The following is a 20,564-nucleotide window of genomic DNA, read 5'->3' on the forward strand; positions in this document are numbered from 1 at the left end:
TTCTCCCTTCCTACCGGATATCGATCCCATGCAATTCGTTTCGACCCGTGGCCAGTCGCCGGCTGTTGGACTCAGTGCGGCCATCGCCGCCGGGCTCGCGCCTGATGCTGGGCTGTACGTTCCGCAGGCGCTGCCGGCGCCGCGCACGCTGCAGGCCGGTGCGACCCTGGCCGACACCGCCGCTGACCTGCTGGCGCCTTTCTTCGACGGGGATGCGCTGGCCGATGCCTTGCCATCGATCTGCCGTGAGGCCTTCGATTTCCCCGTGCCATTGCGTGCGCTGGGCAACAGTGGTGATCACGTGTTGGAGCTGTTCCATGGGCCGACGGCTGCGTTCAAGGACATCGGTGCGCGTTTCCTGGCCGGTGTGCTGTCGCGGCTGCAGACCGGCAAGGACCGCGACCTGACCATCGTGGTGGCTACCTCCGGTGACACCGGCGCGGCCGTGGCGGCGGCCTTCCATCGGCAGCCTGGTGTACGCGTGGTGGTGCTGTACCCCGATGGGCGGGTGTCACCGCGACAGGCGCATCAGCTCGGTTGCTTCGGCGACAACATCCAGGCGCTGCGGGTAGCCGGTTCGTTCGATGATTGCCAGGCGATGGTGAAGCAGGCACTGGCCGATCGCGATCTGCAGGCACAGGTACCGCTGAGTTCAGCCAACAGCATCAGCCTGGGCCGGCTGCTGCCGCAGATGAGCTACTACGCGCACGCGGCGCTGACCCATCATGCGCAGCATCAACGGCGCTTGAACCTGGTGGTGCCGACCGGCAATCTCGGCAACGCGATGGCGGCGGTACTGGCACGCGCGCTGGGCGTGCCGATCGGGCAGATCGTGCTGGCGACCAATGCCAATGCGGTGCTGCCACGCTACTTTGGTGGCGACCAGTACCAGCCCGCGGCCAGCGTCGCGACCGTGGCCAACGCCATGGACGTCGGCGCTCCCAGCAATTTCGAGCGGCTGCGCTGGCTGTACCAAGGCGACGACGAGGAATTGCGTGCAGCGTTCCGCGCCTTTGCAGTGGATGACGTGACCATCCGCGCGACCATCGCCAGTGTCCATGCCAGTAATGGCGAGCTCTTCTGCCCGCACACGGCCACGGCGGTGAAGGTGCTGCAGGATCTGCGCGCGGGCGGCGCCAAGGGCGATTGGGCGGTAGTCGCTACCGCGCACCCGGCCAAGTTCGAGGCGGTGGTGGAGCCGTTGATCGGCGAAACGGTGGCGGTGCCGCCGGCATTGGACGCGCTGCTGCAGCGTCCAGCGCATGCCGAGCCGCTGGCGGCCGAGTACGCGGCGTTGCGCGAGGTGTTGTTGCGTTGAGCGAAGATCCAGGTGGTTGCCGGCCAGCGGCCGGCACTACCCGCGATGCGTGCTTCTGGTAGTGCCGGCCGCTGGCCGGCAAACCCAGCAACGTCAGGGCGCTCAGCCCTGCACTTCACCGGCCAGACTGCGCAGGCCATCCTCGTCGAGGATCTCAACGACGTTCAGATGGGGCAGGGCGATCAGACCCTGCTGGCGCAGCTTGGTGAAGGTGCGGCTGACCGTCTCCATGGTCAGGCCCAGGTGATCGGCGATGTCGCCGCGGCCCATTGGCAGCGAAACGCGCAGGCCATCCCCGCCCAGCTTGGCCTCGCGCGCGGCCAGGCGAAGCAGGAAATCAGCGAGTTTTTCCGCCGGTTGCAGGCGCGCCAGCGCCAGTGCGGCATCCTGCGCAGCATCCAGCTCCTGGCAGGCGCGCTGCAGCAGCTTGCGCTCAAGGTGCGGATAGCGCGCGCGCAGGCCCTTCATCTGCGGCAGGGCGACGCGGCAGACGCGGCTGTCGGCGATGGCTTCGATGTCATAGCGATGGTGGTCGCTGCCGCTCAGGCCCAGGTAATCGCCGGGCAGCACGAAGCCATTGATCTGGCGGCGGCCATCGGCAAGCGTGCGCACCAGCCGCAGCGCGCCACCGGTCAATGTATAGACATGCTGGCGCTCTTCGCCGCTGCGGGCGAGGGTGCTGCCCATCGTCAACTGCTGCGACACGGTCACCTGTTCCAGCGCCTGCACCTCATCGGGCGACAGCGCAGAGCACACCGCCAGGTGGCGTACCGAGCAGTGCAGGCAGTCCAGCGTGGCGCAGGACGGCGCGGCGGGGTCGTTGGTGGCGGGCGGAGCGCCGGAAGGCCGGGACATGTTGCGTGGGCGTATCGCGGGCGGGGGAGGGCTTTATGATACTTCAAGCGGCCGTTGGACCCCGTATTCCACGGTCACGCGATGCGGGGCGCTAGAATGTCGCCCCCTCCCACGTCCCGTTCCCGCAGGAGTTCCGCCCGTGATCAAGCCCCGTACCCCGCCCGGCACCCTTGAACTGCTGCCGCGCGAGCAGATTGCGTTCCAGCGCATGCTGGACGTCATCCGCCGCAACTACGAGCGCTTCGGGTTCCTGCCGGTGGAGACGCCGGTGTTCGAGCTGTCCGATGTGCTGCTGACCAAGTCCGGCGGCGAGACCGAGCGCCAGGTGTATTTCGTGCAGTCCACCGGCGCGCTGGCCAACGCCGCCGAATCCGGCGACCGCTCGCTGCCGGAAATGGCGCTGCGCTTCGACCTGACCGTGCCGCTGGCGCGGTACGTGGCCGAGCACGAACACGAGCTGACCTTCCCGTTCCGTCGTTACCAGATGCAGCGCGTGTACCGCGGCGAGCGTGCGCAGCGCGGCCGCTTCCGCGAGTTCTACCAGTGCGACATCGACGTGATCGGCAAGGACAGCCTGAGCGTGCGCTACGACGCCGAAGTGCTGGCGGTCATCCACGCGGTGTTTGCCGAACTGCGCATCGGTGACTTCAGCATCCAGCTGAACAACCGCAAGCTGCTGCGCGGCTTCTTCGAGAGCCTGGGCGTGGCCGAAGGCGAGCGCCAGCTGGCGGTGCTGCGCGAAGTGGACAAGCTGGACAAGCGGGGCCCCGACTACGTGCGCGAGACGCTGGTGGGCGAGGGCTTCGGTATTCCGGCCGAACAGGTCGAGAAGATTCTTGCCTTTGTCGCCGTGCGTTCGCAGGGTCATGCCGATGCGCTGGCGCAGCTGGCGGCGCTGGAAGCCGGCGCCGGTTCGTCGGAGATCCTGCGTGCCGGCGTGGCCGAGCTGCGCGAAGTGCTGCAGCTGGTGCAGGCACTGGGCGTGCCGGAAAGTGCGTATTGCCTGAACTTCTCCATCGCCCGTGGCCTGGATTACTACACCGGCACGGTGTACGAGACCACGTTGACCGACCACCCGCAGATCGGTTCGATCTGTTCCGGTGGCCGTTATGAAGACCTTGCCAGCCACTACAGCAAGTCCAAGCTGCCGGGCGTTGGCATTTCCATCGGCCTGTCGCGCCTGTTCTGGCAGCTGCGCGAAGCCGGCCTGATCGAGGGCATCGAGGCCAGCAGCGTGCAGGCGCTGGTGGCGCTGATGGACGAGCAGGGCATGCCGCAGTCGCTGGACATTGCCCGTCGCCTGCGCGCCGGTGGCATCAACACCGAAGTGCAGATGGAGCCGAAGAAGATCGGCAAGCAGTTCCAATACGCGGCCAAGGCCGGTATCCGTTTCGTGGTGCTGGCTGGCGAGGACGAACTGGCGCGCGGCGTGGTGGCGGTGAAGGACCTGCTGCGCGAGCAGCAGTTCGAGATCTCGCGCGACGAACTGGCCAGCACCCTGCAGGTGGAGCTGGAGCAGTCGCGGGTCATGGCGTGAAGCCCGCCGCCGCAGGGGCGCTGATGCTGCTCCTGCTGGCGGGCTGCCAGAGCGATCCGGCGCTGCGCAGCACCCGGATCGGCCCGGCGCAGTACCAGCTGGTGGTTGATCGCTGCCATGTGATCGACCGGGCGCAGCTGGAGCGGGATCTGCAGGCCCTGGCCGAGCGTGCGTGCCCCGGCCGGGCCGTGGCGCTGCAGAACGTGCGGCCCCATCCCAGCCGGCAGGGCAGCCTGTTCGGCGAATGCCTGCGGCGCGGCGCGCTGCAGGCGGAGGTCCGCTGTCTGCCCTGATCGGGGCCACGTCCATCGCAGCATCCGAACGCCCACCGCCCGGTGGGCGTTTTCGTTTCCGCCGCCCGGTTCAGGGGTCAGATCCGTTTTCCCCGGGAAAACGGATCTGACCCCATGGCCTCGCGGTTTGACGCAGCGCGCAAGAATGCGTTAATGTACTAACACGCTATTACATTGATGCAAGAGTCCTGCCCGTGAAAGCCCGCCCCGACATCGCCGCCAAAGACCCGCAAGCCGATCTGGACGCCCTGGCCCAGGCCTTTGCCGCCCTGCGCGAGCCGGAACAGGTGGTCGCGTTCCTGCGTGACCTGTGCACGCCGGCCGAGCTGGAAGCCATGGCCGACCGCTGGAAGGTGGTGCCGCTGCTGCAGCAGGGCGTGCCGTACCGCGAGATCCACGAGCGCACCGGCGTCAGCGTGACCACCACCGGACGGGTGGCACGCACGCTCGAGCATGGCCATCGAGGCTATGCCGCCGCCGTCGACCGCCTTGCTTCGCGCTGATCCGCGCCCCGTTCCGAACTTCGAGACCTCCCCCATGAGTGCAACCCAGGCAGCGCCGGCGCGAGACCGGCTGCGTATCGCCATCCAGAAGAGTGGCCGGCTGGCCGAACCCGCCCGCAACCTGCTCAGCGCCTGTGGCCTGAGCTGGCGCGAGAGCCGCGACAAGCTGTTCTGCTATGGCGAATCGCTGCCGGTGGACCTGTTGCTGGTGCGCGACGACGACATCCCCGGCCTGATTGCCGATGGCGTCTGCGACCTCGGCATCGTCGGCCGCAACGAACTGGACGAGCAGGCCGCTGCGCGTCGCCAGATCGGTCTGCCGGATGCTTACCACGCGCTGCGTGGGCTGGGCTTCGGTCAATGCCGGTTGATGCTGGCGGTGCCGGAAGAGTGGCAATGGCAGGGGCCCGCACAACTGGCCGGTACCCGCATCGCCACCAGCTACCCGGCCATCCTCAAGCAGTGGCTGGTCGCGCAAGGCGTGGATGCGCAGGTGGTGGAGCTGTCCGGCTCGGTGGAGATCGCGCCGCGCCTGGGCACCGCCGACCTGATCTGCGATCTGGTCTCCAGCGGCGCCACCCTGCGTGCCAACCAGCTCACCCCGGTGCACAACCTGCTCGACAGTGAGGCCGTGCTGGCCGGTGCGGTGCGCGTTCCCGATGATGCCCGTGGCGCCCTGCGCAGCATGCTGCTGCGTCGCCTGGACGGTGTGGTGCAGCGGCAGGACCGCAAGCTGCTGATGTTCCGCGCCACAGAGGACCGCGTCGACGCGCTGGCGCAACTGCTGGCCGATGCCGAACCGTTGGTGCGTTTGCCTGCCGATGGCGGTGCGTTGCGCCTGCAGACCATGTGCCCCGGCCCGTTGACCTGGCAGCGCATGGAAGAGCTGGAGCGTGCCGGCGCCCAGGGCCTGATGGTATTGAGCGTGGAGCGGTCACTGGCATGAATCGTCTTATCTGGTCGCAACTTGATGAGGCCGCGCGCAGCGCGGCGCTGACCCGCCCGGTGCAGACCGTGGCGCAGCAGACCCGTGATGCGGTGGCCACGCTGATCGCGCAGGTGCGCACGCAGGGCGATGCCGCGTTGCGCGCGATCACTGCGCGCTTCGATGGCGTGGACCTGCAGGATTTCGAAGTTTCCGACAGCGAGTTCGCTGCCGCCGAAGCCACCGTGCCGGCCGCGCTGCGCCAGGCCATGGTCGAGGCGGCCGAGCGCATCACCCGCTTCCACAAGGCGGGGATGGGCCAGGGCTATGCAGTGGAAACCGCACCGGGTGTGGTCTGCGAGCGCATGCTGCGGCCGATCGGCCGGGTTGGCCTGTATGTGCCGGCCGGCAGTGCGCCGTTGCCGTCCACCGCGCTGATGCTGGGAGTGCCGGCGCACTTGGCCGGTTGCCCGCAGGTAGTGCTGTGCACGCCGCCGCGTGCCGACGGAACGGCCGACCCTGCGGTGCTGGTGGCTGCGCGCCTGACCGGCGTGCAACGCGTGTTCAAGCTGGGCGGTGCGCAGGCGATCGCGGCGATGGCCTATGGCACCGGGAGCATCCCGGCGAGCGACAAACTGTTCGGGCCAGGCAACAGTTTCGTCACCGAGGCCAAACAGCAGGTTGCCCAAGACGGTGCCGCCGCCATCGACATGCCAGCCGGTCCGTCGGAAGTGCTGGTGATTGCCGATGCCGGCGCCAATCCGGCGTTCGTCGCCGCCGATCTGCTGTCGCAGGCCGAGCACGGCCCGGATTCGCAGGTACTGCTGCTGACCGATGACGCGGCGATGCTGGCCGCCGTCGAGGCTGAAGTGGAACGCCAGGTGGCCTTGCTGCCGCGGCAGGACATCGCCCGCCAGGCACTGTCGGCGTCGCAGTTGATCCAGGTGGAATCGCTGGCGGATGCGTTTGCGATCAGCAACCGCTACGCCCCTGAACACCTGATCCTGGCCCTGCGTGAACCGCGCGACTGGCTGGGCCAGGTGCAGGCGGCCGGTTCGGTGTTTCTCGGCGACTACACGCCGGAAGCACTGGGCGACTACTGCAGCGGCACCAACCACGTGCTGCCCACCGCCGGTGCCGCGCGTGCCTACAGCGGTGTCAGCGTGGCCAGTTTCCAGAACCTGATCAGCGTGCAGAGTGCCAGCGCCGCCGGCCTGGCCGCGATCGGTGGCTGCGCACGCATCATCGCCAGCGCCGAAGGGCTGGACGCGCACGAACGTGCGGTGGCGCTGCGCATGGAGGTGGCCGCATGAGCGCGGACATCGACGGCGTGCTGGCCTTGGTGCGCTCGGATCTGCAGGCCTTCGCCGGCTACAGTTCGGCGCGCAGCAGCGCTGTGCAGGGTGAGGTGTGGTTGAACGCGAATGAATCGGCGTGGGCCAATCCGGCCGACGCCACCGGCGGCAGCCGCCGCTACCCGGAGCCGCAACCGGCTGCGCTGCGTGATGCGCTGGCATCGCTGTACGGCGTGCAGCCGCAACAGCTGCTGGTAGGCCGTGGCAGCGACGAAGCGATCGATCTGCTGGTGCGCGCCCTGTGCGTGCCGGGCCGCGATGGCGTGCTGGTGACGCCGCCGGTATTCGGCATGTACGCGGTCTGCGCGCGGTTGCAGGGTGCGCCGTTGATTGAAGTCCCACTGATCGATGATGAAGAGGGCCTGCGCACGGACCTGGATGCGGTGATTGCCGCTGCGAAGGGGCAGGGCGCCACGCTCGTTTTCCTGTGCGCGCCGTCCAATCCTGCCGGCAGCGATATGCCGCTGTCGGAGATCGAGCGCGTGGCCGTTGCCCTGCGTGGGCAGGCACTGGTGGTGGTGGATGAAGCCTATGTCGAGTACGCGCAGCGCGCTTCGGCGACCTCGCTGCTTGCCGCGCACGCCAACCTGGCGGTGCTGCGCACATTGTCGAAGGCCCACGCGTTGGCGGCCGCACGTATCGGCACCCTGATCGCCGCGCCGGAACTGATTGCCGTGCTGCGCCGTTGCCAGGCGCCATACCCGGTGCCGGCGCCGTGCGCCGAACTGGCTGTGCAGGCACTGCAGCCGGCCGCGCTGGCACGCACCGCCGAACGCGTGACCACGGTCATCGCCGAGCGCGAGCGCCTGGGCACCGCGCTGGTTGGCCTGCCGGGCATCCGCCGGGTGTACGCCTCGGCCGGCAACTACCTGCTGGTCCGTTTTGCCGATGCGCAGGCTGCGTTCGACGCGCTGCTCGCTGCCGGTGTGGTGGTGCGCGACCAGCGCGCTGCGCCGCAGTTGGGCGATGCACTGCGCATCAGCATCGGCAGCCCCGAGGAGAACGACCGCGTGCTTGCGGCCCTGTCGGCACGGAGGGCTGCGGCATGACGCCCATCCTGTTCATCGACCGCGACGGCACCCTCATCGAGGAACCGGCGGATTTCCAGATCGATGCCTACGAGAAGCTGCGCTTCGTGCCGCAGGTGATCCCGGCGCTGCTGAAACTGCGCGATGCCGGCTACCAGTTCGTGATCGTCACCAACCAGGACGGCCTGGGCAGCGAGAGCTACCCCCGCGCCAGCTTCGATGGCCCGAATGACCTGATGCTGCAGATCTTCGAAAGCCAGGGCATCGTTTTCCGTGATGTGCTGGTCGACTGCAGCTGGCCGCACGACAACGCGCCGACGCGCAAGCCGGGCATCGGCCTGATGACCGCCTACCTCCAGGACCGCAGCATCGACTGGGCGCGCTCTGGCATGGTCGGCGACCGCATCACCGACCTGCAGTTCGCCGACAACCTCAACATCCGTGGCTTCCAACTGCGCACCGAACAGTTTGGTGGTGAGTGGGACTGGCCGGGCATTGCCCACGCACTTGCCGATGCGCCGCGTACGGCGGTGGTCCAGCGCAATACCAAGGAGACGAAGATCCGTGTCGAACTAGATCTGGATCGTGCCGGCGATGCGCACATCCACACCGGCCTGCCTTTCTTCGACCACATGCTGGAACAGATCGGCAAGCACGGTGGCTTCGCCCTGGACATCCGCGCCGAGGGCGATCTGCACATCGACGAACACCACACCATCGAAGACACCGGCCTTGCGCTGGGACAGGCCCTGCGCGAAGCACTGGGCGACAAGCGTGGCATCGGCCGTTACGGCTTCACCCTGCCGATGGATGAAACCCTGGCCAGCGCTGCGCTGGATTTCAGTGGCCGCCCGTATTTCGTGTTCGACGGCGAGTTCAAGCGCGAGCGTGTGGGCGACATGCCGACCGAGCTGGTCCCGCACTTCTTCCGGTCGCTGTGTGATGCCAGCGGCCTGAACCTCAACCTGCAGGTGCGCGGCGACAACGACCACCACAAGGTCGAAGCCTGCTTCAAGGCATTGGCGCGTGCGTTGCGGCCTGCGCTTGCGCGGCAGGGCACCGCATTGCCGACCACCAAGGGGGCGCTGTGAGCGAGGTCGTGCTGATCGATGCCGGCGGCGCCAACCTGGGCTCGGTGCGCTACGCACTGGAACGGCTCGGTGCCACGGTGCGCCTGGTCCGCGACCCCGCTGGCCTGGCCGGCGCGCAACGGGTGATCCTGCCCGGCGTGGGTGCGGCCGGCCCCGGCATGCAGCGTCTGCATGCGCAGGGCCTGGTCGAGCCGCTGCGCCAGTTGCAGGTGCCGCTGATGGGTATCTGCCTGGGCATGCAGCTGTTGTTCGATCGCTCCGAAGAGGCCGGCGTGGATACGCTGGGATTGATCCCCGGGGTGGTGCGCAAGCTGGTGCCGGCCTGTGGCATCCGTGTGCCGCACATGGGCTGGAACCGGCTGCTGCCGTTGCGCCCGTCGTTGCTGCTGCAGGGGGTTCCCGAGCGCGCCAGTGCGTACTTCGTGCACAGCTACGCCGCGCCGCTGAACAGCCATACCGTGGCCGCCTGCGACCACGATGGGCTGTTCACTGCGGTGGTCGAGCAGGGCCGCTACTTCGGTGCCCAGTTCCATCCAGAGCGGTCCGGCGACACCGGTTCGCTGATGCTGCGCAATTTCCTTGAGGGCACCGCTGCATGAGTTTCACCGTCTATCCCGCGCTGGATATCCGTGATGGCCGCGTGGTGCGGCTGCGCCAGGGCGACTACGCGCAGGAAACCCACTATGGCGACGATCCGTTGCCGCGTGCGCAGGCGTTCGCGGCGCAGGGCGCGCAGTGGATGCACCTGGTCGACCTGGATGCCGCACGCGCCGGTGGCTATACGCTGGCGCCGCTGTTGGCCGCAATCCGTGCGCAGACGCCGCTGCAGGTACAGACCGGTGGCGGTGTGCGTGGCCGCGACGACGTGGCGCGCATCCTCGATGCCGGCGCCAGTCGCGTGGTGATCGGGTCATTGGCGGTGCGCGAGCCCGAACAGGTGATCGGCTGGCTGGCCGAGTTCGGCCCGGAACGGTTGACCATTGCCCTCGATGCGCGCCAGGACGCGCAGGGGCAGTGGCAGTTGCCGGTGCACGGCTGGACCGAAAACGCGGGGGTGACCCTGGATGCGCTGGCCGTACGCTACGCGCAGGCGGGCATGCGCCATCTGCTGTGCACCGACATTGCCCGCGACGGCATGCTGGCCGGCCCGAACATCAGCTTGTACCAGCACCTGGCGGCGTTGCTGCCGGGCGTGGCGGTACAGGCGTCGGGCGGTATCCGCGATGTGGCCGATGTGGCTGCGGCGCAGGCCGCCGGTTGCGGCGGTGCGATTCTAGGCAAAGCGCTGCTGGAACAGCGGATGGACCTGGCGGAGGCGCTGGCATGCTGAGCCGCCGCATCATTCCCTGCCTGGACGTACGCGATGGCCGCGTGGTCAAAGGCGTGCGCTTCCGCGATCACGTCGACATGGGGGACATCGCCGAACTGGCCCAGCGCTATCGCCACCAGGGCGCCGACGAGCTGGTGTTCTATGACATCGGCGCCAGCCCGGAGGCACGTTCGGTGGACGTGGCCTGGATCGAGCGCATCGCGCGCCTGATCGATATCCCGTTCTGCGTGGCCGGTGGCATCGACAGTGTGGAGACAGCGCGTCGCGTGCTGTTCGCTGGTGCGGACAAGATCTCGATCAACTCACCCGCGCTGGGCCGCCCGGAACTGATCACCGAACTGGCTGAAGAATTCGGCGTGCAGTGCGTGGTGGTGGGTGTCGACTCGGTGCGCGAGGAAGACGGCCAGTGGCGCGTGCGCCGATTCAGTGGCGACCCGGACAAGACCCAGGCGGTGCCGTTGCGCACGCTGGACTGGATCGTCGAGGCGCAGCGCCGGGGTGCCGGCGAGATCGTGCTGAACTGCATGGACAGCGATGGCGTGCGCCGCGGCTACGACGTGGAGCAGCTGCGGCAGGCACGTGCGCTGTGCCAGGTGCCACTCATCGCGTCGGGTGGTGCGGGTGCGATGGAGCACTTTGCCCAGGCCTTTGACCAGGCCGACGTTGACGGTGCGCTGGCGGCCAGCGTGTTCCACAGTGGCGCCATCGCCATTGCCGACTTGAAGCGCTACCTGCGCGAGCAGCAGATCGAGGTACGAGATGTCTATTGATGTGCGGCCGTCGCCGCAGGCGCTGGAAACGCTGGACTGGGACAAAGGTGATGGACTGTTGCCAGCCGTGGTGCAGGACATCGACACCCTGCAGGTGCTGATGCTGGGCTACGTCAGCGCCGAGTCGCTGGCAGCGACGCTGGCGATCGGCCACATGACCTTCTTCAGCCGCAGCAAGCAGCGCCTTTGGACCAAGGGCGAGCAGTCCGGCAATGTGCTGGTGGTGCAGGCGATCAGCGTCGATTGCGATGCCGATACGCTGCTGGTGCTGGCGCGCCCGGCAGGCCCCACCTGCCATACCGGGGCGGAAAGCTGCTTCGATGGCGCGCCGAAGGACTTCCTCGGTGGCCTGGACCAGCTGGTCGCCGTGCGTGAGGCGCTGCGTCCGTCCGGCAGCTACACCACGTCCCTGTTCGAAGGCGGCATCCGTCGCATCGCGCAGAAGGTGGGCGAAGAAGGCGTGGAGACGGCGTTGGCCGGAGTGGCACAGGACGATGAGGCATTGCTGGGCGAGGCCTCGGACCTGCTGTACCACCTGCTGGTGCTGCTGCGCGCGCGTGGGCTGTCGCTGGAAGATGCCCGCGACGTGCTGGAAAAGCGCCATCGTTGAACAAGGTGTGCGGACCAACGGTCCGCACCTACAATATGGCGTCTTCTTTTTCCCGGACCGCCCCCATGAAACTGCCTGCCGTCTGGCTGTGCTGCCTGTTGCTGACCTCGCCGGCCTGGGCCGCAGACACCGTGGTCAGCGGCAAGGTCTATCTGGAGCGTGACGGCAAGCCGGGCCGCGGTGCGACCGATCCGGGCCTGGCCGGCGTGCAGGTGTCCAATGGCGAAACCATCGTCAAGACCGCTGCCGACGGCAGCTACAGCCTGCCGGTGCGTGACGGCCAGACGGTCTTCGTCATCAAGCCCGATGCCTATTCCTTCCCGAAGGCTGCCGACGGCCTGCCGTCGTTCTGGCGGCACTACCGGCCGAACGGTTCCCCTGCGCTGAAGTACGGCGGCATCGCGGCCACCAGTGACGTCGCCCGCAACTGGGATTTCGCCCTGCAGAACGACCGGCATGACAGCCGTCGTGGCTTCCAGATGCTGGTGTTCACCGATTCGCAGACCGCCAGCCTGCAGGACATCGGCTACTACCAGCAGTCGATCGTGGCGCCGCTGGTGGGGCAGACCAAGGCGCGTCTGGGTACCACGCTGGGTGACATCGTCAACGACGATCTGACCCTGTACCCGGCGATCAACAAGGTCACCACCGAACTCGGCGTGCCGTGGTTCCACGTGCCCGGCAACCACGACCTGGATTTCGACGCGGCCAATGACGCGCATTCGCTGGACAGCTGGCGCAACATCTACGGCCCCGATACCTATGCGGTGGAGGAGGGCGGCGCCAGCTTCGTGTTCCTCGACGACGTGGTGTACGACCCCAATGCCAAGCCGAAGTATGTCGGCGGCCTGCGCGAGGATCAGTTCGCCTTCCTGGCTGCGTATCTGAAGGGCCTGCACAAGGACCGCCTGCTGGTGCTGGGCATGCACATCCCGCTGTTCGATGCGGCACCGGGGCGCGAGACCTTCCGCCATGCCGACCGTCAGCGCCTGTTCGACCTGCTGAAGGACTTCCGCAACGTGCTGGTGCTCAGCGGCCACAGCCACACCCAGCAGCACGTCTACCACGGCAAGGCTGACGGCTGGCAGGGTGCCAGGCCGCTGCACGAGTACAACGTCGGTGCCAACTGCGGTGCGTTCTGGTCGGGCGTGAAAAGTGCCGCCGGCGTACCGGACAGCACCATGAGCGATGGCACGCCGAAGGGCTATGCGCTGCTGGACGTGGCCGGCAACGGCAGCTACCGCCTGCAGTACCGGGTGGCCGGTGCGGCAGCCAGCGAGCAGATCGGCCTGCATGCGCCAAAGGTGCTGCGCAAGGGCGCGTACCCGGCGTGGGGCATCTACGCCAACGTCTACATGGGCGAGGACGCCAGCGTGGTCGAGTACCGCGTCGATGGCGGCGCCTGGCAGCCGATGAAGCAGGTCAGCCAGCCTGATCCGCGGCTGATGGTGGAGAACGTCGCCGACGATCTCGCCTCCACGTTGCGCGGCTACGACCGCTCGCCGGAAGCCACCGCATCGCCGCACCTGTGGCGTGGTGCGTTGCCGACCGATCTGGCCGTGGGCAGCCACAAGGTGGAGGTGCGTTCCACCCAGCCGGATGGTGCGGTGTTCACCGCCAGCACCAGCTACAGCCTGCAGACCGCGCAGCCCTGAGCGCGGGCCGGGCTTCCGTCACGCACCTCCATCACGAAAGGACGCAGCATGGATATCCGCTTCATGGCCGGCACCACGCCGGTCACCCTCAGCCGCCACTGGTTCACCGGCGCGATGATGCTGCAGAGCGCCAGCGAGAAGGTATGGGTGCAGCACCCGCTTCATCCAGGCACGCATTTCTCGTTCTCGCTGGTACAGTCGTGGCAGCGCCATATCGCCGGCCATGAAGTGCTGGTGGAGCGGACCCGGCCGCTGCTGTTCGCCGGGTTCCGTCCGCAGCGCCTGCGGGTGCTGGTGGATGGCGTGCAGGTGGCCGAGCAGGAAGGCATGTGACCCCGGGTGCCGCTGTCGCCGCGCTAGGCAAAGGCCGGCGGATGCCTGAGAATCGGGACGATTCAATCGATCCAAGCAGGCCAGCGTGAACGTTGCAGCAGTGTCCCCGGTTCCATCCGAACCCGCCCGCAGCGGCGTTCCACGCAGCCTGGTGGTCGCCGATGTCGGCGGTACCTTCGCCCGTCTGGCGCTGGCCGAGACCGTGCCGGGGCAGGCGCCGCGGCTGGGCAGCTACCGCACCTACGCCTGTGCCGACCACCCCAGCCTGGCGGCGATCCTCGCCGATTTCACCGCCAGCCTCGGCCAGCCGATGGCCAGCGCGGTGGTCGCCATCGCCGGCCTGCTCGACGGCGACACCCTGATCAACGCCAATCTGCCGTGGACGGTATCGCTGTCGGCAACGCGCCGCGAGTCGGGCCTGCCCGACCTGCAGCTGATCAATGATTTCGAAGCGGTGGCGCTGGCCATTCCCTATCTGCAGGCCGACACGCTGGTGCCGTTGAACGGCGATGCCGATCCGGCCAAGACGTTCCCGGCGCTGGTGCTGGGGCCGGGCACCGGCCTGGGGGCGGCATTGCGCTTCGCCGATGGCGAGCGCCCGGTGCTGGCCAGCGAGATCGGCCACGCTGCGTTGGGGGCCGGCAACGCTCTGGAACTGCATGTGCTGGGCCAGCTGCTGCAGCGCTGGCCGCACGTGGACAACGAGCGCGTGCTGTCCGGCAGCGGCCTGATGAACCTGTATCCCTGCCTGTGCGAACTGCGCGGCGTGGCGCCGCAATGGACCAGCACCGAAGCGCTGATCGCGGCTGCGCGGCAAGGCGACGATGCGCTGGCGGTGGAGACCCTGCAGGTGTTCTGTGCCTGGCTGGGCAGCCTGGCCGGTGACGCAGCGATCGCCGTCGGCGCGCGCTCGGTGTACCTGGCCGGCGGCATTTCCACCCATGTGCAGGACTTCCTGGCCGACGGCCGTTTCCGTGAGCGCTTCCTCAACAAGGGCGTGCTGACCGACGTGCTGCGCCAGGTGCCGGTGTGGCGGGTCGAACATGGCCAGCTGGGCGTGCTCGGTGCAGCGGCCTGGCACGCAGCGCGGACGCCCGCGCACGATTGATCGGCGCTGCCGGCATCGGGCCGGCGGGCGCAGCATGCAGACGGAGGCGAAGATGGTGGATCGCAGGCAGTTCCTGCAGGCCGGTGCACTGGCCGCAGGTGTGGCAGCGTTGCCGGTGGTGAAGGCGCGTACGCAGGGCGGAGCCAAGGTGGTATCGACCTGGGACTTCGGCGTGCCGGCCAACCAGACCGCGTGGAAAGTGCTGGCGCAGGGCGGCAGTGCGCTGGATGCGGTGGAAGCCGGTGCACGCTGGGCCGAAAGCGAGCTGTGCAACCCCACCGTCGGCCATTGCGGCAACCCGGACCGCGACGGCGTGCTGAGCCTGGACGCCAGCATCATGGACGGCGATGGCCGCTGTGGCGCGGTCGCTGCGCTGGTCGACATCCTGCATCCGGTCTCGGTGGCCCGCAAAGTGATGGAGAACAGCCCGCACGTGCTGCTGGTGGGCGAGGGCGCCCAGCAGTTCGCCGTGCAGCAGGGCTTCGAGCGGCAGCACCTGCTGACCCCGAAGGCCGAAGCGGCGTGGCGCGAATGGTTGAAGACCGAGAAGTACGCGCCGCAGATCAATGCCGAGCGCCGCGGTCTACCCGGCAACACCGACAACCACGACACCATCGGCATGCTGGCGCTGGATGCCAAGGGCAATCTGGCCGGTGCCTGCACCACCAGCGGCATGGCCTGGAAACTGCACGGCCGGGTGGGCGACAGTCCGATCATCGGCGCTGGCCTGTACGTGGACAACGAAGTGGGCGCCGCCACCGCCTCGGGTGTGGGCGAAGAGATGATCCGCAACGCGGCCTCGTTCCTGGTGGTCGAGCTGATGCGCCAGGGGCGTTCACCGGCACAGGCGTGCCGCGAGGCGATCGACCGCGTGGTGCGCAAGCGCCCCGAAGCGAGCCGCACGCTGCAGGTCTGCTTCCTGGCGATGAACAAGCAGGGCGAGGTCGGTGCCTATGCGCTGCATCGTGGCTTCGTCTATGCGGTGTGCGATGCGCAGCGCCAGGATGACCTGCGCGACTCGCCGTCGATCTATGCGAGCACGCAGGCGTGAGCGTGCGCCTGACGCTGGAGATCGCCAGCAACTCGGTGGCCTCGGCGTTGGCCGCGCAGGCCGGTGGCGCAGACCGCATCGAACTGTTCGACAATCTCGCTGAGGGCGGCACTACGCCGTCGTTTGCCGGCATCGCCATCGCCCGCGAGCGGCTGCAGATTCCGTTGTTCGTGCTGGTGCGACCACGCCCGGGTGATTTCCACTACGACGCGCTGGAAACCGAACTGATGCTGCGTGATATCGCCCAGTGCCGCGCGCTGGGCTGCGATGGCGTGGTGATCGGTGCGCTGGATGCGCAGGGCGACATCGACCTGCCGCTGTGCCGGGAACTGGTGCGGGCGGCCGGCCCGCTGCAGGTGACCTTCCACCGTGCGTTCGATGCCGCGCGCGATCTGCCGGCGGCGCTGGAACAGGTGATCGGGCTGGGCTGCCAGCGGGTACTGACCTCCGGCGGTCAGGCCAGCGCCGAAACCGGTGCCGAGGTACTGGCCGCGCTGGTCGCACAGGCGGCCGGCCGGATCAGCGTCATGGCTGGTGCCGGGCTTGGCCCCGGCAACATCGCCGCCGTGGCGTGGCGGACCGGCTGCGTCGAACTGCATGCCTCGGCCAAGGGGCAGCGGTGCTCGGCCATGCAGTTCCAGAACCCGGCCCTGCGCGGGCTGGACCCGGACTGGAGCCAGACCGACACGGCGACAGTGACCGCACTGCGGAAGGCGCTGGACGCCTGAGAGCTGCCGGGGTTGGATCCCTTCGCAGAAGGGCTCCGACCCCATTGCCGAACGCGAACCCGTTGCCGAAAAGTGACGCTTCTGACATGCGCGGATGGACAGTCCGTCCGCCAAACAGCGGAGAGCAGGGGCATCCGTGTTTCCGAATGGACGAGCAAGTCAGGATTGTCGACAGTGGGGTCCAACTCCCTGTGGCAACGATCCTCCTTCCGCATGCCTCGACTGCTCTTGCTACTTCTCTGTCTGCTGCCAACCGCCGCAATAGCTGCGGATGAAGGACAGTCACCAGTGTTGATCTGGAAGGCGGCCGGTCCGGAGGAAAACAGCATCCGCGCTATGCTGAGCGGGGTGACGCTGGCACCCGCTGCTACAGGCGCGTTCGTCGACACTCGCGTACATATGCTTGGAAACAAGCGCTTTCGGGCGCTGTATCAGGTGTTCGATTCAAACACCTCCAATCCGACGGGCCGCTGTGGCGCGGGGCGCGAGATACATCTGTTCGTCTACGAATTGACCCGGCCGAAGCCCATCGAACGCGGCAATATAGTGATCAGCAGCTGCCTGGAGACCGTCTCCCTCGCCAGTCAGAACTCGGGAAGCCCCGGCAGTGAATCCGATCTTTCTTCCGTGACCTGGCAGGACGACGGGTTCACCATCGAATGGTGGGGTATCGGACCCGGAGGCAACGCATCAAGCCACTACGTCCTCCGCGATGGCTGGTTTGTTCCAGATCCACCGGACCTTTGAAGTCGTTGAAGACGGACAAAACCGTTCCGCGCGTGTTTGTCGCAATCGTGTCATCGCTTCGTGCGTAGTTCTTTCAGCGATGTTTCGCAAATATATGATTTTCTTAGAGTCCGGGAACTGAAAGCGACGTGTCGCAGCGCGTTGCTGCGTCGCCGCATGCCGGGCGTGGTTCAGCTGTGCTTTAGTTTGGATCGATCCACAGGGGAGGGTGATCGAATCGAGAAGGATCGATTCAACGCCCGGGATCGCCATCCGACCGCGCGCCCACCATCCAAGAGCAACCACCCATGGCTCAGTCCGTCCGCAACCGTCGTCATCTGCTGTCCCAGGCCCTCGTCCTTGCCTTGCTGCCCTTTGCCGCTGGCGCACAGGAAGCGGCCACGTCGTCCACCAAGGACCTCGATGCCGTCACCGTTACCGGTTCGCGCATCAAGCGTGCCGGCGTCGAGGGCCCGGCCCCGGTCAACGTGATCACCGCTGCACAGATCCAGAAGGAAGGCTTCGTCACCGTCTACGACGCGCTGAAGACGCTGACCGAAGCGACCGGCACCGTCGAAGCGGCGTCGCAGTGGGGCTCGCACACACCCAACGCGAGCGGCCTGAACCTGCGCGGCATGGGCCCCAACCGCAGCCTGCTGCTGGTCAACGGCCGCCGCGTGGCCGACTACCCGCTGCCCTATGGCGGCGAGACCAATTTCTCCAACTACAGCAACATTCCTGCCGCTGCCGTGGAGCGCATCGAAGTGCTGACCGGCGGCGCGTCGGCGATCTATGGTTCGGACGCCATCGCCGGCGTGGTCAACGTCATCCTGAAGACCAACTACGACGGCGACGAAGTGCGCGTGCGCGGTGGTACCTCGACCGAAGGCGGCCGCGATACCTGGGATCTGTCCTGGGCGGGCGGCAAGACCGGCGACAACTGGAGCGTGACCTATGCACTGCAGTACACCAAGCGCGATCCGCTGTTCGGCCGCGACCGGCCGCAGATGGACGACGCTGACGATGCGCTGTACCCGTCCTGGAACATGGAACAGCGCAAGGTCGGTTTCCGTCCCACCGCAGGCCTGGCGCTGATCGACCCGAGCAACGGCCAGCGCCTGGCACCGCCGGACGGTACCTGCGAGAAATTCGCTGGCGAGTACTACACCGCCGATCGGCTGGTCTACAACTACAACGCCAATACAGTGAGCAACACCGGCCGCCTGTGCGGCATGAGCGCCGACTACGCCAACTGGCTGCTGACTGGCGGCTCGGAGAACGTGTCGGGCAATCTCTATGGCACCTTCGATTTCGGTGATGGCCTGCAGGCCTGGAGCAACCTGGCGGTGTACCGGTCCGAGGCGATCTGGGGCACCAATCCCCCCAGCGTTTCGTTGATCGACGATGCCAACGGCTATTACTGGGATGCCAACCGCAATCGCCCGGTGCTCGGCGTGCGCCAGTTCACGCCGAACGAAGTCGGTGGCCTGGACACGCTGCGCAATACCAACCGCGAGTTGTCGTGGGATATCAGCGCAGGCCTGCGCGGACGCCTGGCCGATCGCTTCGACTGGAGCGCCACGGTTGGCCGTTCCTACTACCGCGTTGAAGAGCGGCAGAACGTGGTGGACGAACAGAAGTCGTACGACTTCTTCCTCGGCCCACGGCTGGGCACCACCGGCGACGGAGAGGCCATCTACGCATTGAACGAAGCGCGCTGGTGGAACCCGATCACCCCGGACCAGTACTGGCAGATGGGCACGGTCGCCAAGAACCGCGCGTCCTCCTACGTCAACCAGGCCTCGGCCGACATCACTGGTGAACTGTTGCAGGGCTGGGCCGGTCCGATTTCGTTCGCGGCGGTGGCCGAAGTGGCGAAGCAGGGCTATCACCTCAGCCCGGATCCGCGTGCCGGCATCGATTTCGACCTGCAGAACGTTGATCGTGGCGGTGGTGAGCGCACCCGCTATTCGGCCGGTGTCGAGTTCAAGATTCCCTTGGCCGACAGCCTGATCGCCACCGCTGCGGCACGCTACGACCGTTATGGAAGCTACAAGGCCGACGGCGGCGGCGAGGCGCTGGATGTCGGCAGCCAGAAGGAAACCACCTGGAATGCCGGTCTGGAATGGCGACCGTTCGAGTCGCTGCTGGTACGCGGCTCCTACGCGACCAGCTTCCACGCGCCGGACATGCACTACCTGCTGGGCCAGGCCAGCAGTTCCGAGGTGCTGACCTACGACCGCCTGCGCTGCATCGAGAGCGGCGCGTATCTGGTCAACAACTGCGGCGTGGGCAATACCGATGTCTGGTATGCGTTCGACGTGAACCGTCGGGGCACGCCACTGCTGCGCTCGGAGACCGGCAATTCGTGGACGGTCGGCTTCGTCTGGGACGTACTGCCGAACCTGTCGATGAGCGCGGATTACTGGGCGATCAAGCTGGAAGACATGATCGTCGACGTCGGTGCGGACGAAGTACTGGCCAGCGAAGCGGGCTGCCTGACCGGCAAGAACATGGACGGTACGCCGTGGGCGAACCCGGCGGGTGGCGAGTACTGCGCCGGCATCCTCGCCCGGGTGAATCGTGACAGCAGCGGGCGGTTGGTGTCGATCGAGCGCGGGCCGTTCAACCTGGCCAGCCGCGAGGTGCGTGGCATCGACCTGAGCGCGCGCTACCGACTGGAGACGGCCGCATGGGGCAGCTTCCAGCTGGGGGTGAACTACACCAACCAGATCTCGACGAAGGAGCAGCGCTACGCCAACGACCCGAACCCCGAGCGCCGCGACCGTGACCTGCGCAGCAAGCTGCGCGCGAGCCTGGCCTGGCAGGGCGGCAACTGGAACGCGAACGTGTATGCCGACCGCATCGGCTCGGTGCCGGGCGTGCGCTACCACTGGGGCACCGACCGCCTGGACAACCCCGGCGGCTGCCTGCCGTTCGCCGATGGCTACGTGCCCAGCGACAGTCCGTCGCTGAACTGCCTGGAGCCTGCCACGCGTCCGGATGGATCGGTCAATACGAACCCGAACGCCGGGCAGCAGACGGCGCGCTACTACGGCCGGGTCGGGCCGTTCATCACCTGGAACTTCAACGTTGGCTACCAGGTGACCGAGTTCATGAAGGTCAATCTGTACGTGAACAACGCTTTCAACGCGACCAGCTGGAACCACAAGGACCCGTACAAGGTCGACTACGATTTCGCTCCGACCCGCCTGCTGGGTGCGGTGGGTCGTGAGTTCGCGCTGGAGTATGTGTTCACCTTCTGAGGGGCGGCGGCGCCGGGCATGACCCGGCGCCAGCCACGGGGTGACGGGGTAGCCACGCATGGCGTGGCTCTACTGGGCGCGC

20 protein-coding genes are annotated in these 20,564 nt (G+C 67.4%); 19 read left to right on the forward strand and 1 reads right to left on the reverse strand.

What is annotated here, in order from left to right:
- Window positions 1–28: 28 nt before the first annotated feature.
- On the forward strand, window positions 29–1,318 hold the full coding sequence (thrC, locus tag AC27VL_RS05855) for a threonine synthase (protein ID WP_488765808.1): 1,290 nt from the start codon (window positions 29–31) through the stop codon (window positions 1,316–1,318).
- Between the two features lie 102 nt (window positions 1,319–1,420).
- On the opposite strand, the gene AC27VL_RS05860 is transcribed toward thrC, so the two are convergent.
- Window positions 1,421–2,173: a Crp/Fnr family transcriptional regulator gene (locus tag AC27VL_RS05860; protein WP_478032725.1), complete on the reverse strand. Its 753-nt coding sequence runs from the start codon at window positions 2,171–2,173 to the stop codon at window positions 1,421–1,423.
- 139 nt (window positions 2,174–2,312) lie between these two features.
- Between AC27VL_RS05860 and hisS the strand changes: the two genes are divergently transcribed.
- The 18 genes from hisS to AC27VL_RS05950 all read left to right on the forward strand — a co-directional run bounded on the left by hisS (window position 2,313) and on the right by AC27VL_RS05950 (window position 20,482).
- Entirely contained in the window at window positions 2,313–3,710 is a 1,398-nt protein-coding gene (hisS, locus tag AC27VL_RS05865) for a histidine--tRNA ligase (RefSeq protein WP_100552400.1), read from the forward strand.
- A 23-nt stretch (window positions 3,711–3,733) separates the two neighbouring features.
- Window positions 3,734–4,003 (forward strand): hypothetical protein, encoded by a 270-nt coding sequence (locus tag AC27VL_RS05870; protein WP_488765809.1) that lies wholly within the window; start codon window positions 3,734–3,736, stop codon window positions 4,001–4,003.
- Between the two features lie 194 nt (window positions 4,004–4,197).
- Window positions 4,198–4,506 (forward strand): YerC/YecD family TrpR-related protein, encoded by a 309-nt coding sequence (locus tag AC27VL_RS05875; RefSeq protein ID WP_025874839.1) that lies wholly within the window; start codon window positions 4,198–4,200, stop codon window positions 4,504–4,506.
- A gap of 34 nt (window positions 4,507–4,540) precedes the next feature.
- A complete protein-coding gene (gene hisG, locus AC27VL_RS05880; protein WP_100554107.1) occupies window positions 4,541–5,452 on the forward strand; it encodes an ATP phosphoribosyltransferase in 912 nt (303 codons plus the stop codon).
- Entirely contained in the window at window positions 5,449–6,744 is a 1,296-nt protein-coding gene (hisD, locus tag AC27VL_RS05885; RefSeq protein WP_191077783.1) for a histidinol dehydrogenase, read from the forward strand. The genes hisG and hisD overlap by 4 nt, the downstream gene beginning before the upstream one ends.
- Window positions 6,741–7,835 (forward strand): histidinol-phosphate transaminase, encoded by a 1,095-nt coding sequence (gene hisC, locus AC27VL_RS05890; RefSeq protein ID WP_488765811.1) that lies wholly within the window; start codon window positions 6,741–6,743, stop codon window positions 7,833–7,835. Before hisD ends, hisC begins: the two co-directional genes overlap by 4 nt.
- Window positions 7,832–8,905: a bifunctional histidinol-phosphatase/imidazoleglycerol-phosphate dehydratase HisB gene (hisB, locus tag AC27VL_RS05895; RefSeq protein WP_488765812.1), complete on the forward strand. Its 1,074-nt coding sequence runs from the start codon at window positions 7,832–7,834 to the stop codon at window positions 8,903–8,905. The genes hisC and hisB overlap by 4 nt, the downstream gene beginning before the upstream one ends.
- Entirely contained in the window at window positions 8,902–9,504 is a 603-nt protein-coding gene (gene hisH / locus AC27VL_RS05900; protein ID WP_488765814.1) for an imidazole glycerol phosphate synthase subunit HisH, read from the forward strand. The genes hisB and hisH overlap by 4 nt, the downstream gene beginning before the upstream one ends.
- Window positions 9,501–10,235, forward strand: coding sequence for a 1-(5-phosphoribosyl)-5-[(5-phosphoribosylamino)methylideneamino]imidazole-4-carboxamide isomerase (gene hisA, locus AC27VL_RS05905; RefSeq protein WP_488765815.1), 735 nt, complete (start codon window positions 9,501–9,503; stop codon window positions 10,233–10,235). The genes hisH and hisA overlap by 4 nt, the downstream gene beginning before the upstream one ends.
- Window positions 10,229–11,005 carry an imidazole glycerol phosphate synthase subunit HisF gene (hisF, locus tag AC27VL_RS05910; RefSeq protein WP_488765816.1) on the forward strand — a complete coding sequence of 259 codons (777 nt, stop codon included), beginning with the start codon at window positions 10,229–10,231 and terminating at the stop codon, window positions 11,003–11,005. The genes hisA and hisF overlap by 7 nt, the downstream gene beginning before the upstream one ends.
- Complete coding sequence (hisIE, locus tag AC27VL_RS05915) at window positions 10,995–11,615, forward strand: bifunctional phosphoribosyl-AMP cyclohydrolase/phosphoribosyl-ATP diphosphatase HisIE (protein ID WP_100552406.1); 621 nt, start codon at window positions 10,995–10,997, stop codon at window positions 11,613–11,615. The genes hisF and hisIE overlap by 11 nt, the downstream gene beginning before the upstream one ends.
- Before the next feature lie 65 nt (window positions 11,616–11,680).
- Window positions 11,681–13,270, forward strand: a complete 1,590-nt coding sequence (locus tag AC27VL_RS05920) for a calcineurin-like phosphoesterase C-terminal domain-containing protein (RefSeq protein ID WP_488765817.1) — start codon at window positions 11,681–11,683, stop codon at window positions 13,268–13,270.
- 48 nt (window positions 13,271–13,318) lie between these two features.
- Window positions 13,319–13,603, forward strand: coding sequence for a hypothetical protein (locus tag AC27VL_RS05925; RefSeq protein ID WP_025874818.1), 285 nt, complete (start codon window positions 13,319–13,321; stop codon window positions 13,601–13,603).
- Between the two features lie 85 nt (window positions 13,604–13,688).
- The gene (locus AC27VL_RS05930) at window positions 13,689–14,711 is read left to right on the forward strand and encodes a glucokinase (RefSeq protein WP_089240843.1); all 1,023 of its coding nucleotides are present in this window, start codon (window positions 13,689–13,691) and stop codon (window positions 14,709–14,711) included.
- 52 nt (window positions 14,712–14,763) lie between these two features.
- Window positions 14,764–15,762, forward strand: coding sequence for a glycosylasparaginase (locus tag AC27VL_RS05935; protein WP_191077778.1), 999 nt, complete (start codon window positions 14,764–14,766; stop codon window positions 15,760–15,762).
- Entirely contained in the window at window positions 15,759–16,490 is a 732-nt protein-coding gene (locus tag AC27VL_RS05940; protein WP_191077777.1) for a copper homeostasis protein CutC, read from the forward strand. Before AC27VL_RS05935 ends, AC27VL_RS05940 begins: the two co-directional genes overlap by 4 nt.
- Window positions 16,491–16,778: 288 nt before the next feature.
- Window positions 16,779–17,237, forward strand: a complete 459-nt coding sequence (locus AC27VL_RS05945; RefSeq protein ID WP_191077776.1) for a hypothetical protein — start codon at window positions 16,779–16,781, stop codon at window positions 17,235–17,237.
- A 287-nt stretch (window positions 17,238–17,524) separates the two neighbouring features.
- Window positions 17,525–20,482, forward strand: coding sequence for a TonB-dependent receptor plug domain-containing protein (locus AC27VL_RS05950; RefSeq protein ID WP_191077775.1), 2,958 nt, complete (start codon window positions 17,525–17,527; stop codon window positions 20,480–20,482).
- The last annotated feature ends 82 nt before the right edge of the window (window positions 20,483–20,564 follow it).

The sequence above is a fragment of the Stenotrophomonas sp. 14P6.2.3 genome (genome assembly GCF_057799055.1).